The organism is Streptomyces sp. NPDC055099, assembly GCF_053607685.1.
In genome coordinates this window covers 112,148-125,519 of the sequence record NZ_JBSGUA010000007.1, presented here as the reverse complement: position 1 = coordinate 125,519, position 13,372 = coordinate 112,148, and the positions used below count along the sequence as shown (strand labels likewise).

The following is a 13,372-nucleotide window of genomic DNA, read 5'->3' as shown; positions in this document are numbered from 1 at the left end:
AGCGGGCGTTTCAACAGCAGGCGCGCAGCTCTGCGAAAGCCGGCCCGGAACCGATCCAGAACCGTCCCAGATGCCGCACAAAAAACCGTCCCAGTGCCGTAGAAAAAACCGTCCCAGATGTCGTACAGGGGAGCCCCACGCAATGCCTGACCACGCCTCGACGCCCGCCCCCGCCGCGTACACCGCCGGACTCGTGAACGCGGTGGACGGCGTCCCCGTCGCCACGTACACCTGGCTGCCCGACGGCGGCAGGCCGCGTGCCTTCGTGCAGATCGCGCACGGGGCGGGCGAACACGCCCTGCGCTACGACCGGTTCGCCCGCCACCTGGTGGAGCACGGCTACGGAGTGATCGCCTCGGACCACCGGGGGCATGGCGCGACGGCGCAGGCGACCGGGGGGTACGGGGTGACGGGCTCGTCCTCCGACGAGCCGCCGGAGGGGAGGTCCGAGGGGCGGTCCGGGGGGCCTTCCGGCGGCCCTTCCGACGGGCCCGCCTCCGAGTTCGACAGCTGGCGCGCCATCGTCGACGACCTCAAGGCGATCGGCGACCAGGTACGCACCCTGCATCCCGGGACCCCGCTCTTCCTGCTCGGCCACAGCATGGGCTCGCACCTGGCCAGGGATTACGCGCAGGAGTACCCGGACGGGCTCGCGGGCGTGATCCTCTCCGGCACGTTCCGCTCGCTCCCCGGCGTCGGGATCGACGAGTCGATCGTCCGTCTGGAGCGCGAGATCGCCGAGGGCGGCCGCGAGGTGCTCTCCTCCTACCTCCCCGAACTCTTCGCCGCCTTCAACGACGCGTACCCGCACCGCACCGGCTTCGAATGGCTCTCGCGTGACGAGGCCGAGGTGGACGCGTACGTCGCCGACGAGCGCTGCGGCTTCCCCTTCTCCGCCGGGCTCTGCCTGGACTGGGTGCGTGCCGTGCGCAAGATGAACGACCCGCGGAACCTCGCCCGGGTCCCCGCCGACCTGCCCGTCCACATCGCCGTCGGCACGGAGGACCCCTGCAACCAGGGCATGACGCTGGTCCACGAACTCGTCGAGGACTACCGGTACGTGGGCCTCGACGACCTCACCTGGAGGGGCTACGAGGGGGCGCGCCACGAGATCCTCAACGAGACCAACAGGGATGAGGTGCAGGAGGACCTGTTGACCTGGATGGACAAGCGGGTGCTGTGAGGGTTACGGGGCGGCTGTCGGTGGTTCCGGGGCCACTGCTGGTGGGCTCGGGGTTCGCTGTCGGTGGGTCCGGGGTCCGGGGTCCGGGGTCCGCGGGCTGGGGGGTCCTCTGCCGATGGTTCCGGGGCCCACTCCCGGTGGTTCCGGGGGCCGCTGTCAGTGGTGTTGGCTACCGTTCGGGTCATGTCTCGAGCTCATGCCAAGGCCCAGGTCACGGGTGACGACGTCCGGCGTATCGCACTGGCCCTGCCGGATACGACGGAGAAGATCGCCTGGAGCATGCCCACCTTCAGGGTGGCAGGAAAAATGTTCGCCACGCTTCCCGAGGACGAGACGTCCATCGCCGTGCGGTGTCCGAAGGAGGAGCGCGACGAGTTGGTCCTCGCGGAGCCCGAGAAGTTCTGGATCGCCGACCACGAGGCGATGTTCGCCTGGGTGCGCGCACGCCTCTCGGCGCTCGACAAGGACGAACTGAGCGACATCCTCGCCGACTCCTGGCGCCAGGCGGCCCCCACCCGACTCCTGGACGCGTACCCGGAGTTGGGGCTTCCGCCGACGGATTAAAAGGGATCGCTGCTGTCAGTGTCCCGTGGCATGATCCCGGCGGAGGCGGCGGGCGAGGTTCGTGGGACGACGGACCGGGCGCCGCTGCCAGGGGAGGGGACTGCGGTGCCGTCAGGGGACGGGATGGGCGAGGGCGGGTCTGCTGGGGGTGGGTCCGCTGGGGGCCGGGCCGCTGGAGGCGGGTCCGGTGAGGGCGAGCGTGCCCCGCGTACGCGCAAGGCCAAGCTCACGCCCACCGCCGGGCCGGCCACCGAACAATCCGCACCCCCAGGCACGAGCATCTGGTCCCGGGACTTCGGGTTCTTCTTCGGCGCGCGGACCGTCGCCAAGCTCGGCGACACGATGCTGCCCGTCGCCCTCGCAGCGGGGCTGCTCCAGCACGGGCACGGCGCGGGCGCCGTAGGCCTCGCCATGGCCGCCACGACGGTCTGCTTCGCGGGCCTGGTGATCTTCGGCGGGGTCTTCGCCGATCGGTTCAGCACCCGCCTGCTGATGATCGGCGCGGACGTGGCCCGGCTCGGCACGCAGTCGGTCGCGGCGGCCCTCTTCTTCTCCGGTCACGTCGTCCTCTGGCAGATCTGCGTGATCGGAGCGGTCAACGGCGCGGCGGGCGCCATCTTCCAGCCCGGCGTCGCGAGCACGGTCCCGCGCCTGGCCGCCGACGTCCAGAAGGCCAACGGCGCGATACGCGTGGCCGAGTCCGCCGCGTCCCTGGCGGGACCGGCCGTGGCCGGCGTTCTCGTGGCCTTCGCCTCGCCCGGCGCGGTCTTCGTAGTGCATGCGGGAACGTACGGACTGAGTGCCCTGTGCCTGCTCCTGCTCCGGCTGCCGCCCGCGCTGCCCGGCTCGCTGGCGCACAGCAACGGCTTCCGGGGCGACCTGGTGCAGGGCTGGCGGGAGTTCAGATCCCGCACGTGGCTGTGGGGCGTCATCGCCATCTTCTGCGTCCTGATGATCACGACCACGGGTCCACTGACACCCCTCGTCGCCACGCTCGTGGTCCAGGAGCACGGCTCGGGGGCGTACGGCCTGGTGAACTCCGCCCTGGGCGCCGGCACCGTACTCGGCGGCCTGGTCGCCCTGCGTCTGCGCCCGCGCCGTATGCTCCGCGCCGGCTCCTTCGCCCTGATCGGCTACTGCGCGTTCCCGGCGTCCGTCGGCGCCCAGCTGGGCGTTCCGCTGATGGCGGCGGGCGCCGCAGTCGCCGGGGCGGGACTCTCCTTCTGGGGCGTCATGTGGGCGACGAGCGTCCAGACGCAGGTGCCGCCCGACGTCCTCAACCGCATCCACGCCTACGACGTCGCGGGCTCGATCGCCTTGCTGCCCGTCGGCCAGGCCCTCGCGGGACCGGCCGCGAACGCGTTCGGCGCGGAACAGGTGCTGATCACGGGCGCAGTGACGACGGTCGCCGTCTGCCTGGCCATGCTCTCCGTGCCCGCGATACGTGGCTTGGTACGGGTGGACGGAAGAGCGCCGGTCCAGAGCGGGGGAGCGGCGGGGACAGCCCGCCCCGGACAGACACTGCAGGCGGGCCGCGGCGCACGGAGATGACCGGAGTCCGGGACAAGGGGGCGGCGCGCCCGGGGCGCCCGGGGGGCTAAACGGGAATCCGCGAAGACGCTGCTGCGCCCGCCCAGCGGCTGATCCGCTCCCGCAGCGAGCGGACGTCGAGCCCGTGCGCGGCCATGTGCTCGTCGATCTGTCCGTAGCGGCGCAGCTCGGCACGGCCGACGCCGATCCCGAGCACCCGGTGCGGGACATCGGCGAGCGCGTCGTTGGCGGCAGCGGTGGAGGTCCCAGCCAGGTAGGGCTCGACCACCACGACATCGGCGACGGTGCCGGCCCCCGTGGCGCGGCGCAGCGCCTCCGCATCGAAGGGCCGCACGGTGGTGGCGTACAGCACGGTGACGTCGAGTCCTTCGGTGGCGGCAAGAACGTTGTCCAACATGGTCCCGACAGCGACAACCACCCCACCACGCCCCTCGCGCACGGTGTGGAAGCGGGCCCCGTCGACCGGCAGAGCATGAGCGTTCGACTGCACGGAGAGCCGTACGTACACCTTGTCGTCGCCCGCGGCGACCGCGTGCCGCAGCAGGGTCTCGGCCTCGTCGGGATGCCCGGGTACGTGCACGGTCCAACCGTCGAGCGTGTCGAGCAACGCCACGTCGCCGGGCGACATGTGGGTGTAGCCACCGGCGGGCCAGTCGAAGGAGGCGGCGGCACTGACGAGGACGCCACCGACGCCCTGATGCCCGAAGTCCAGCTTCACCTGCTCGAACGGCCGCTCCACGAGAAAGCTGGCGAAGGTGTGCATCACGGGCCGCATCCCGGCCAACGCGAGCCCGGACCCGGCCCCGACGAGCAACTGCTCCCGGATCCCGACATCGATCACCCGGTCCGGGTGCTTGCGCTGAGCCTCCGCGAACCCGTCCGCACCGATGACGGCGAGGACGACGGCGACGCGCGGGTCCTCGTCGAGCAGGCGGGAGAGGGTGGGGGCAAAGCGATCACGCATGGTGTCCATGACAAAACCTCCGAGGGGTGGCGCAAAAAGCGAACGGAGCGCGGGCGCGAGGCCAAACAAGTGCCCGTGGGGATGGGAGACGCGAGGTGCCCCTACGGACCCTTCGGCTCGACGCGGGCGACGATGGTGCGTGGCTGCCCGGGATGCGGCGCGGTGAAGGCCGCGTAGAGCGCGTCGTGATCGCGCCCGTCGACGGTCGCGGTGGACCACCCGGCGGCTTCGAAGCGGGCGGCGATGCCGCCGGGCCTGGCGTGCCGGGCGGAGGCGTTGTCGATCACGACGGTGTGCAGCCGTTCGAGCCCGGCGGGCCCGGCGAAGGCGATGGCCTCGTGATTGCTGCCCTCGTCCAGCTCCGCGTCCCCGACGAGCACCCACACCCGGGCGTCGGCGAGCCCCCGCGCCCTGAGCCCCAGCGCGGTCCCGACCGCGATCGGCAGCCCATGCCCGAGCGACCCGCTCCCGATCTCGACCCCCGGCACGAGCACCCGGTCCGGGTGGTGCCCCAGCGGCGAGTCGTAGGCCCCGAACCCCTCCAGCCAGTCGACGGGGATGAAGCCCTTGGCGGCGAGGACGGCGTAGTAGGCCATGGGCCCGTGCCCCTTGGACAACAGGAACCGATCACGCCCAGCTCCACCAGCTCCCTCAGCTCCCTCAGCCCCCTCCATGTCCTGGGGTGTGACCCTGAGCACCCGGTCATAGAGGACCCAGAGCGCATCAAGGGTGGAGGTCGCGGCGGGCCCATGCTTCTCGTCCCCGGTCATCCGCCCCATGAGCCGGGACAGGTCTGCGTATCCGTATCCGTCCGCACGCCCGGGCGCGCGTTCCGTTGTCGTCGTCATGCCACAGAGCGTGCAACCTCAAGTCCGCTTGAGGTCAACAGCCCCGAAAGGCGTGAGCGATCACGGCCCCGAGTGCGGTATTGTTTCGGTGCACGTTCGGCCAGGGGAAACCCCAGGTCACACGGGCACCGGGACGTGGCGCAGCTTGGTAGCGCACTTGACTGGGGGTCAAGGGGTCGCAGGTTCAAATCCTGTCGTCCCGACGGAAACGTCGCAGGTAGGGGCCATCTTCGGATGGCCCCTACTTCGGTTTTGGGAGCCATTTTGGGAGCGGGGGGCCGCTCCCTGTGCTCCCTGGGAGCGGGAGTCTGGGAGCGACGTCAACCGGGGGTGGACGGCTGGTCACCTGATCCGGTCGCTCCCACGGAGAATCTGCGCTGCGTGACGTGGCGTGGACGTCAAGGGGTTTCACCCTTCGCCCCCTTGTTCGAATATCGGTCAAGGGGCCGTGCTCCCACTCGACCCCTTGACGGCTTTCGCCGACCCCTTGTCTGTGTGGTTTCCATGTCTTGGTGCACACGGCATCCAGAGGTTGAACGCCGTAGCGAGATGCGGTGCAGGTCGGAGGGGGTGCCGGTTGGGGGCTACTGCTCCTGCGAGTCCCCTTGTCGCGGCGCAAGTGGATGCTGGCGTCTGTAGGGCGCGGTACGGAGACGCTCGCGGTAGGCGTGCTTTCGGGCGTGGGAGGGTTCGCTTGGTTCCTGGCGGGCGCATGGCGTTGCCCTGCCGAAACCGCCTGGTGCGACGAGTACGACGTCCTGAACATCGCCCGCCACGTCACCCCCGCCTGCGCGGGGAACACCCACAAGCCAGATGTTCGGCGAGTTCCCTGTCAAGTTGATGTGTTCAGAGGTTTTGCACCCGTGGGACGGTGCGTGACGAGAGGGTGGTGACTTTCTGGGCTCCGAAACCGGGGACGGTTGCCAGAATCGGCGCCGGGATAGCGAACCTGTGCCGTTCGGAAACTCATCGCTGCTGCTTGGAGTGGGTCTGGCGAGCCCCGACAGCTTGCTGGAAGCCTGTCCGGGTGATCGTCTCATTGGTGTATCAGGTGGCCCGGAAGCTGCTCGCGGTCCCGGCGGCGCTGCTGCGCCGGGACGCCGTCAGGGACGCGGAGCTGCTTGTGCTGCGCCACGAGAACGCGGTGCTTCGCAGGCAGCTCTCGGGTCCGGTGCGGTACGAGCCGGCAGATCGCCTGTGGTTCGCGGCGCTGTCCTCCCTGACTCCCCGGTGCCGGTGGGCGCAGGTGTTCCCGGTGACGCCCGCGACGCTCCTGGCGTGGCACCGCAGACTCATCGCGCGCAAGTGGGACTACACCAGGCGCCGAAGGCGCCCCGGGAGGCCGTCGACTGCGAGTGCGGTGAAGACTCTGGTGCTGCGGCTCGCCCGCGAGAACCCGCGGTGGGGCTGTCGTCGGATCCAAGGCGAACTTGTCCGGCTCGGACACCCGGTCGGCTCGACGACGGTCTGGGAGATCCTTACCGCAGCGGGCTTCGATCCAGCCCCACGGCGGGTCGGGCCGACGTGGCGCGAGTTCCTGAGCGCGCAAGCCGAAGGCATCATCGCCTGCGACTTCGTCCACATCGACCTGGTCCACCTACGCCGCGTGTACGCGCTGGTGTTCCTCGAACACGGCACGCGTCGGCTCCACATCGCAGGAGTGACTGCCCATCCCACCGGGCCGTGGACGCTCCAGCAGGCGAGAAACCTCGCCGGCGAATTGGGCGTGCGGGTCGACTCGCTGCGGTTCCTGCTCCGCGACCGGGACGCAAAGTACACCGAATCCTTCGACGCGGTCTTCGCGGCCGACGAAATCGGCGTCGTGAGGACCGCGCCGCGGGTCCCTCGGATGAACGCTCACTGCGAGCGGGTCATTGGAACCCTGCGGCGCGAGGTCCTCGACCACTCGTTGATCTGGAACGAGTCCCATGCCAGGCAGGTCCTCGAGGCCTATGCCCGGCACTACAACCGTCACCGCCCGCACCAGGCTCGGGGACAACTCCCGCCCCTCGCCCAAGAGCACCCGGCGTCTGGGACCAATCTGACCACTCACCGCCTCCTCCGCACCCGAGTACTCGGCGGCGTGATCAACGAGTACAGATACGCGGCCTGACCAGCGGCGACGAGTTTCCGAACGGCACAGGGTTTGGAGCGAGCCCTGCGAATGGTGGTCCGTGCGCAGTCGCCAACCTCTTTCGTAGCCCTCTGGGGATCTCGTGTCTTCAGGCTTTGAGGGCGGCGACTTCTCGAGCCCGCCCCGCCAGTTGCTTTACCGGCCGCGCGCCGGCGTGGGCGCGCATTTCCCGGCGCATCGTCCCGAAATGCTCGTCGCCGCGTGCGGAGGAGACGAGCTCGTACTCGTCCAGGAACCGGCCCCAGGAGGCGCATGCCGCATCCAGGTGCCCGTGGGCGAGCTGCCGTTGAGCCAGCAGGGCGTAGGAGTGCACGCGGCCCTGCCGCTCTTGTGCGGGCTGCACTTTGATGGAGTCCTGTAGCGCCTTGATGCTGCCGGGCAAGTCCCGCTCCTCGTAGAGCACGTGCGACAAGTGGAAGAGCCATGCGGTGCGGTCGTATCCGCCCACGGCGTCCCGCCGGTTGTCGGCCTTCGACAACGCATCCTCGGCCTCGCTCAGCCGCGCGTGGGCCTGCCTGCGGTCCTTGACCATGGACGCGGCGTGGGCCTGCTGACCGCGCAGGAACGCCACCAGGCGGGGGCCGGCCTGCGGTGCGGCCTCGGCGGCGCTGTCGGCGAACTCCAGTCCCTTGCGGCCGTGGCGAAGGCTCGTCATCTGCAACGACATGCCCCGCAGCGTGCGGCAGTAGGTCACGTGATCGCCGGCTTCGTCGGCGAGGGAGAGGGCTTTGAGGTACCAGCGCTGGGCGGCGGCGTGGTCCTTCTCGTACATCGCCATCCAGCCGGTGAGGTACGTCAGATCCGAGGCTGCGGCCTTCATGTCGGCCGCGACGGGGCCCGACGCCTGTGCCTTCATCCAAGGCCCGACGGTGTTCACGAGGAACGCGGCTGCCATCGGTCGTGCGTGGCCTGCACCGTCCTCGTCCAGAATGTCGGCGATCCGGACGGTCGTGCGCCGCACCGAGGCGACCTGTGAGCCGCCGATGCGCGTGGTGGCCTTGCCTGGTGAGACCGGCTCGCCGGCGTGTGCTGCCGCCGTGCCGAAGGCAGGTACGGCCAGCGCCGCGGTGAATACGCCGGCGGCGAGGACGCCGCGTCGAGAGGGATCCATGTCCGCCCTTCCCAGGTCGATCAACTCCTCAACAGTGTCGGGGTGGTGAGAGCCTCCGGGGGGCGTGGCAGGGGTGAGGCCCGCTTCTTCGTGCGTGATGGGCCTGCCGAGTTTCTCCGACAGGGCGGCTACCACTATTGCCCTGACCTGTTGTTTTGGCTGGTGGCCGCGCAGCCACATCGAAACCGACTGACCGCTGTAGGTCAGCGGCATCCCTGCGAGGGCGCCGATGCGGTTCACCGCGCGAGCGAGCTCCTCGCGCTGACAGTGCCCCTGGTCAAGCAGGTTGGCCAGCCTGGTGTTCGGCGTACGCGTGGTGCCTGCCATGAGTGATTCTCCCGCCAGCTCCGACAGCTTTTACGGCGTTTACGTGCGCGCTCTTCCTTCACGGTACCCGCGCAGCGTGACCGGTAGTTGGCTGTACGTCAGGAACCAGACGGAACCATCTCGTGCACCCCAAGGAGCCCACGGTGACCCTCATGACCACCCCCCACCACAACACCAGCCACCCCGTGGACCTGGCCCTCGTCGACAATGCCGTCCACCGCGCCGAAGGACTCGCCGTCGCCGACCCCAGCAGCCGTCTCGCCGACGCCGTGGCCGTTGAGCTGGCCATCTACCTGGCCGCGCTGATCACGCCCGCCGAGTACCACCTGGACCGCATGCCGAGCCGCAGCCCAGCCGAGCAACGGGCTCGCGATGTCCTCGCCGACAGCATCAGCCACGCCAGATCCGTACATCACGACCAGCAGACGGGCGCCTTCACCAACCCCACCGCCCGGCTCTACCTCCTCGCCGGAGCATGCCGTCTGCTCAAGAACGCGATGGTGCCGTCGTGGTGAACCGCTGGGATGATCACCGCGCTCGGCGTCCGATGCGCTCCAGGGCGACCGAGACGGTCATCACCACGGCGCTGGTATCGCTGGTCGTGATCACCTTCAGCCTGCTCCTCATTCACACACTGGCCGGCACCTGAGCCTTCTCAACTCCCGTGCCGGGCCTCACCAGCCGCGCTTGCTGCCCAGCGAGGCGGCCCGGCACGGGTCCCGCGGGCAGATCCGCCCGCCCCGGAGCACAACCGACGAATGGAACCCGCTGTGAAGCAACGCCTGGACCAATCCACCAGCCTGCAAGCCACGACGCTCGGCGGCATCGAGCTGGGCCCGCTGTTCACCGACCACGCTCAGTACGAGGTCCCCGACCTGGCAACCCGCTTTGCCTACAAGAAGGAAGCCGGCTCCTCGGACACCAACCACGAATACGACAGCCTCAAGGTCTGACCCGCCCCGCCCCAGCACCCGTGTGCGCGGGGCCCGGCCAGGCCCAGACCCCACCCGGCCGGACCCCGCGCCCCACCTCGTGGAGGACCCGTGCTCAAACTGCGCATCCAACCCACCCCGGCCGACCGCGAGGCCGGCGGGTGGGCGTGGAACAACGACCGCCTTCAGTGCGGCGCGTCCTGGGTTGCCCCGCTGGACCATCCGTCCCTGGACGCGGTCGCCCTCACCGACCGCGATACCGGCCAGGCCCTCGTTCATGTCCGCGAGCGCGACGCCCGTCGTGCAGGCGATGCCCGACGTGCCGTCGTGGAGCTGCCCACCACCTCCTTCCGCGAACTCCGCGCGGAGCTCTTGGCCTGGCCCCTGAACTTCATCGGCATCGATCTTGCTCCCGACGGCACGGTCAGCGTCAGGGCCGGTGAACACTGCACCGCCCCGCTGTACCTGACAGCCATCGACGGTGTGCTGCACGGATCGTGGACCACCGCCGACCTCGTAAAGCGCATGCCTCGCGTGGACTTCCATGTCGCCGAGACAGCACGACTGCTCAGCCTGTGGTTCCGCTACAGCCACCACACCTGTTTCACCGGCCTGTACCGGCTGACCGAGCGCGCAGTCGCCCACTACGACGGCCACGGACCGATCCGCTTCGAGCAGCCTGCCCCGGCGCTGCACTCCAGGGCCCGTGCTCTCGCCGACGACGCCGACGTACTGACCGCGTACGGCACCATGCTCGACGCGGTGCTCGACCGGCATCTGTACGACCCGGACACCACCAGCGCGCATGTCTCAGGCGGCTTCGACTCGGCCGTCACCGGCACCCATCTGTCACTGCGCCACCCCGGAAGGATCACCGCGTCGGCGATGCTGCTCCCCGGCCCGATGGGAGTACAACAGCGCACGCGGCGAGCCGAGATGCTCCGTACCGGGCGCTTCCGCACCGACATCACCACCCCGGCCCTGCCTCCACTGCACCCGGACGGACGCCGCGCCCTGAGCGGATACGTCTACCCCTACGAGGAGCCCTACCACGAGGCCACCGCCGCCCTCATCTACCAACTGGCCGGGGCCGGCATCCGTACCGTGGTCACGGGGATCGGCGGAGATGAGATGGTCGCCCTCACCCCGCAGGAAGCACCACACCCACCCGTCGGCCCGGGACACGCGATGACCGAATGGCTCGGCCCCGCCGCCCGTGAGGCCCTCACGGATGTGGACGGGGACACCTGCCCGCCCGCCGTCGTCAACGAAATGACCCTGCTCGCGATGGCATCGGCCGCGCCGCTGCTGCTGGAGGCCGGGATCTGGCCGCTGCACCCCTTCGCCGATCCGGACATGATCCGCTTCGGCGAGTGGCTGCCGCGCTCCTGGCGCTCCCGCAAGAGTCTGCACCGCCGCCGCCTGAGGGCCCTGGGCCTGTCCGAACTGGTCGCGGAGCCACCCTTGCCGGAGAACTTCACCGACGTCATGAACACCGCAATCCGCACCACCCTGCCCGCACAGGTGCGACGCCTCCTCGATCAAGGTTCTCCGCTCATCGACGACAAGCTCGTAGACGCCGACACCCTCACCCAAGCCCTCACGCGCATTGAATCCGGCGACATCCGCGCCACAGACGACCGTCTCGCCGACGTCGTCGCCGCTGACCTCGCCCATCGCGCCGCCCACCACTGAGAGTCTCCAAGACATGTACGTGATGCGCCCCGCCACCGCCGACGACCGCGCCGCTTACACCGAGCTGATCCGCGCCCGCGCCGCTTGGATGGTGAGCACGGGCAAGGTGGGCGGTGCAGACCTCCTCGAAGAGGACCGGGCAGAACAGATCGCCGCACAGGCCGGGAACGGCCGCACCCCCGTCTGGGCCTTGCTCTCACCCGAGGCAGAACTCATCGGCTGCACCAGCCTCTACGACCAGACCCCCGAATGGGGATGGACCGATACCGAGCGCGCCGAGCCCGCGCTCTTCCTGGCCACCACCTTCACCCACCCCGACCACCGGGCAACCAAGCCCGGCACGCTGATGGCCTGGTGGGCCTTGGCTCACGCGGCCCGCACTGGAAAGCTCTGGGTGCGGCGCGGCTGCGGACACCAAAGACTCGTGCGCTACTACCGCGAGCACCAAGGCTTCGACCTCGTCCACACCACTGAGCGAGGCGGCCACCCCGCCTACCTCCTGGCTCGCAAAGCCGAGGAGCTCAACCACCTGCCCGTCACCACCGACTCCGCCGGAACCTGCATCTGACTCTTCGGGAGGCGCACACATGCCCAGCACTGCCACGGAGTACGACGCAGTGTTCAACCGCAGAGCCTGGGACGTCCTTGGCGCCAACCGCGGTGGTCAAAAGCCAGCCCTGTACTGGCACTTCCGTGACGCGCCCGGGCCCGGCGTGGAACTCCTGGGCCCCTTGGCGGGCGCGGCTATCGCCGAACTGGGGTGTGGCAATGGCAACCACCTCGCCTACATCGCCCAGCACGGGATCGCTCGCGGAATCGGCAACGATGTCTCTCCCGTATGCATCCACCAGGCTGCCACCCAACACGCAGCGCACGAACGGCTGGAGTGGTGGCTCGGAGACGCTGTGCGGATCGCCCCGCATTTACCGCCGTTGGACGCGGTGTTCTCCGTGTTCGGCGGACTCTGGTTCGCCGACCCGCACCAGCTCCTGCCTGCCCTCCGCCAGCGCCTTAAGCCCGGCGGGCGACTCATCTTCTCTTGCATGACCCGTGCCCCCGGCGCCCCCGAGGGACGCCGCCAGATGATCGTCTACACCCCGGCCACCGGCCGCGTCCCCGTCATGCGATGGATGTACTCCATTCAGGGATGGCTACGGATCCTGTCCGAACACGGATACCGCGTCGCTATGGTCGACGACCAACCGCATGACCTGCGCAATCAACGCGTCCGCAGCACCGTGTTCACCGCCACGGCGCGCAGCTATCCCTCCGCACGATGATCTCGTAACGGGACGTCGCGTTCCTCGGCGCCGCCGGGGTCGGCTCTCATTCCTGCACGGACCGTACCCGCTGCTGCTCAGTGGGCGCCGCCAGCACGAGAGCGCGCCGTGCGTGGGCTGTGGACGAAGGCGTTGCGAACCGCACACCGGATGCCCCCTGAGCTATCTCATGCCGGTAGAGGATCGAGGCGGAGCTCGGAACGGAATCGGGGCTGTATGCGCTGAGTTAGTCAGGCTTGACGTTCCAGTGTGGGTTCTCCGCCGCCATCCGCAGCACCAGCTCCCGCACGCTGGGCCGGGTCGGTGGACGGCCTGGGCCTCGGCGTTTGTAGGTCCAGCGGCGCTTGACCAGGCCGATGTGCCAGCGCAGCAACGTGGCCGGAGGGACGAACAGGTGCCCTCGCAGGGCCTTGGGCAGTAGCCGGGCCAGTGCCGCCATCACTACCCGGCCCGCCCGTAAGGGCTGTAGCCGGGCGATTTGACGGCGAGGGACGGCGAGTTGATGTCGGAATACGAGTGCTTCCGCGCCCTTGGAAACCTCCGATCATGTCGGCAGCGCGATCCATCCGAGGACGTTCAGGAAGGAAGGAGAACCAGCTCAAGGGCCCGAACGGTACGTGGAAGCACGCGCGGGTGATTGCTCCGGGCGAGTTCGGCGGGAACCTCTGGGAGGACGACGTCTTCGTGCGCTGGTCCGACGGTGAGGTGTCCGTGTACGGCAACACCCAGGCCGACGCGCTGGGCCGCGAGTACCAGCTTGTTCCTCCCGGATAGGGTTATTTC

General features: G+C 69.4%; 15 protein-coding genes and 1 tRNA gene. 12 read left to right on the top strand and 4 right to left on the bottom strand.

The annotated features are described in order from the left end of the window. The first annotated feature begins 142 nt into the window (after nucleotides 1–142). The 3 genes from ACWFRU_RS19385 (at nucleotide 143) to ACWFRU_RS19375 (ending at nucleotide 3,298) form a co-directional block, all read left to right on the top strand. The gene (locus tag ACWFRU_RS19385) at nucleotides 143–1,183 is read left to right on the top strand and encodes an alpha/beta fold hydrolase (protein WP_453688500.1); all 1,041 of its coding nucleotides are present in this window, start codon (nucleotides 143–145) and stop codon (nucleotides 1,181–1,183) included. 183 nt (nucleotides 1,184–1,366) lie between these two features. After that, nucleotides 1,367–1,747, top strand: a complete 381-nt coding sequence (locus ACWFRU_RS19380) for an MmcQ/YjbR family DNA-binding protein (RefSeq protein ID WP_453688499.1) — start codon at nucleotides 1,367–1,369, stop codon at nucleotides 1,745–1,747. 123 nt (nucleotides 1,748–1,870) lie between these two features. Beyond that, nucleotides 1,871–3,298 carry an MFS transporter gene (locus tag ACWFRU_RS19375; RefSeq protein ID WP_453688882.1) on the top strand — a complete coding sequence of 476 codons (1,428 nt, stop codon included), beginning with the start codon at nucleotides 1,871–1,873 and terminating at the stop codon, nucleotides 3,296–3,298. Between the two features lie 46 nt (nucleotides 3,299–3,344). Here the strand turns inward: ACWFRU_RS19375 and ACWFRU_RS19370 are convergent, their stop codons facing one another. Together ACWFRU_RS19370 and ACWFRU_RS19365 are read right to left on the bottom strand one after the other, a co-directional pair. Continuing rightward, nucleotides 3,345–4,271 carry a transketolase family protein gene (locus tag ACWFRU_RS19370; protein ID WP_453688498.1) on the bottom strand — a complete coding sequence of 309 codons (927 nt, stop codon included), beginning with the start codon at nucleotides 4,269–4,271 and terminating at the stop codon, nucleotides 3,345–3,347. 92 nt (nucleotides 4,272–4,363) lie between these two features. Further along, nucleotides 4,364–5,110 carry a transketolase gene (locus tag ACWFRU_RS19365; protein WP_453688496.1) on the bottom strand — a complete coding sequence of 249 codons (747 nt, stop codon included), beginning with the start codon at nucleotides 5,108–5,110 and terminating at the stop codon, nucleotides 4,364–4,366. A gap of 129 nt (nucleotides 5,111–5,239) precedes the next feature. On the opposite strand from ACWFRU_RS19365, the gene ACWFRU_RS19360 reads away from it, so the two are divergent. Both ACWFRU_RS19360 and ACWFRU_RS19355 read left to right on the top strand, forming a co-directional pair. Further along, nucleotides 5,240–5,313 (top strand) — tRNA-Pro (locus tag ACWFRU_RS19360). A gap of 824 nt (nucleotides 5,314–6,137) precedes the next feature. After that, nucleotides 6,138–7,223 (top strand): integrase core domain-containing protein, encoded by a 1,086-nt coding sequence (locus ACWFRU_RS19355; protein WP_453688495.1) that lies wholly within the window; start codon nucleotides 6,138–6,140, stop codon nucleotides 7,221–7,223. A gap of 109 nt (nucleotides 7,224–7,332) precedes the next feature. Here the strand turns inward: ACWFRU_RS19355 and ACWFRU_RS19350 are convergent, their stop codons facing one another. Further along, the gene (locus tag ACWFRU_RS19350; RefSeq protein WP_453688493.1) at nucleotides 7,333–8,682 is read right to left on the bottom strand and encodes a hypothetical protein; all 1,350 of its coding nucleotides are present in this window, start codon (nucleotides 8,680–8,682) and stop codon (nucleotides 7,333–7,335) included. Between the two features lie 143 nt (nucleotides 8,683–8,825). On the opposite strand from ACWFRU_RS19350, the gene ACWFRU_RS19345 reads away from it, so the two are divergent. The 6 genes from ACWFRU_RS19345 (at nucleotide 8,826) to ACWFRU_RS19320 (ending at nucleotide 12,589) form a co-directional block, all read left to right on the top strand. Then, the gene (locus ACWFRU_RS19345; protein WP_453688491.1) at nucleotides 8,826–9,197 is read left to right on the top strand and encodes a hypothetical protein; all 372 of its coding nucleotides are present in this window, start codon (nucleotides 8,826–8,828) and stop codon (nucleotides 9,195–9,197) included. Further along, complete coding sequence (locus ACWFRU_RS19340; RefSeq protein ID WP_453688489.1) at nucleotides 9,191–9,331, top strand: hypothetical protein; 141 nt, start codon at nucleotides 9,191–9,193, stop codon at nucleotides 9,329–9,331. The genes ACWFRU_RS19345 and ACWFRU_RS19340 overlap by 7 nt, the downstream gene beginning before the upstream one ends. A gap of 109 nt (nucleotides 9,332–9,440) precedes the next feature. Beyond that, nucleotides 9,441–9,635 carry a hypothetical protein gene (locus ACWFRU_RS19335; protein ID WP_363207506.1) on the top strand — a complete coding sequence of 65 codons (195 nt, stop codon included), beginning with the start codon at nucleotides 9,441–9,443 and terminating at the stop codon, nucleotides 9,633–9,635. A 90-nt stretch (nucleotides 9,636–9,725) separates the two neighbouring features. After that, a complete protein-coding gene (locus tag ACWFRU_RS19330; RefSeq protein WP_453688487.1) occupies nucleotides 9,726–11,309 on the top strand; it encodes an asparagine synthase in 1,584 nt (527 codons plus the stop codon). Nucleotides 11,310–11,322: 13 nt separating this feature from the next. After that, complete coding sequence (locus ACWFRU_RS19325) at nucleotides 11,323–11,877, top strand: GNAT family N-acetyltransferase (RefSeq protein WP_453688485.1); 555 nt, start codon at nucleotides 11,323–11,325, stop codon at nucleotides 11,875–11,877. Nucleotides 11,878–11,896: 19 nt separating this feature from the next. Then, nucleotides 11,897–12,589: a class I SAM-dependent methyltransferase gene (locus ACWFRU_RS19320; RefSeq protein ID WP_453688483.1), complete on the top strand. Its 693-nt coding sequence runs from the start codon at nucleotides 11,897–11,899 to the stop codon at nucleotides 12,587–12,589. A gap of 226 nt (nucleotides 12,590–12,815) precedes the next feature. Here the strand turns inward: ACWFRU_RS19320 and ACWFRU_RS19315 are convergent, their stop codons facing one another. Further along, entirely contained in the window at nucleotides 12,816–13,028 is a 213-nt protein-coding gene (locus ACWFRU_RS19315; RefSeq protein WP_453688481.1) for a hypothetical protein, read from the bottom strand. Between the two features lie 107 nt (nucleotides 13,029–13,135). Here ACWFRU_RS19315 and ACWFRU_RS19310 point away from each other — a divergent pair, with 107 nt between their 5' ends. Beyond that, on the top strand, nucleotides 13,136–13,363 hold the full coding sequence (locus ACWFRU_RS19310; RefSeq protein ID WP_453688479.1) for a hypothetical protein: 228 nt from the start codon (nucleotides 13,136–13,138) through the stop codon (nucleotides 13,361–13,363). Nucleotides 13,364–13,372: the final 9 nt, after the last annotated feature.

What these genes read in the sequence shown, in the direction of transcription:
- ACWFRU_RS19385 (WP_453688500.1), top strand. Translation starts at nt 143, where the DNA reads ATGCCTGACCACGCCTCGACGCCCGCCCCCGCCGCGTACACCGCCGGA.
- ACWFRU_RS19380 (WP_453688499.1), top strand. Translation starts at nt 1,367, where the DNA reads ATGTCTCGAGCTCATGCCAAGGCCCAGGTCACGGGTGACGACGTCCGG.
- ACWFRU_RS19375 (WP_453688882.1), top strand. Translation starts at nt 1,871, where the DNA reads ATGGGCGAGGGCGGGTCTGCTGGGGGTGGGTCCGCTGGGGGCCGGGCC.
- ACWFRU_RS19370 (WP_453688498.1), bottom strand. Translation starts at nt 4,271, where the DNA reads ATGGACACCATGCGTGATCGCTTTGCCCCCACCCTCTCCCGCCTGCTC.
- ACWFRU_RS19365 (WP_453688496.1), bottom strand. Translation starts at nt 5,110, where the DNA reads ATGACGACGACAACGGAACGCGCGCCCGGGCGTGCGGACGGATACGGA.
- ACWFRU_RS19350 (WP_453688493.1), bottom strand. Translation starts at nt 8,682, where the DNA reads ATGGCAGGCACCACGCGTACGCCGAACACCAGGCTGGCCAACCTGCTT.
- ACWFRU_RS19335 (WP_363207506.1), top strand. Translation starts at nt 9,441, where the DNA reads ATGGAACCCGCTGTGAAGCAACGCCTGGACCAATCCACCAGCCTGCAA.
- ACWFRU_RS19325 (WP_453688485.1), top strand. Translation starts at nt 11,323, where the DNA reads ATGTACGTGATGCGCCCCGCCACCGCCGACGACCGCGCCGCTTACACC.
- ACWFRU_RS19320 (WP_453688483.1), top strand. Translation starts at nt 11,897, where the DNA reads ATGCCCAGCACTGCCACGGAGTACGACGCAGTGTTCAACCGCAGAGCC.
- ACWFRU_RS19315 (WP_453688481.1), bottom strand. Translation starts at nt 13,028, where the DNA reads ATGGCGGCACTGGCCCGGCTACTGCCCAAGGCCCTGCGAGGGCACCTG.
- ACWFRU_RS19310 (WP_453688479.1), top strand. Translation starts at nt 13,136, where the DNA reads ATGTCGGCAGCGCGATCCATCCGAGGACGTTCAGGAAGGAAGGAGAAC.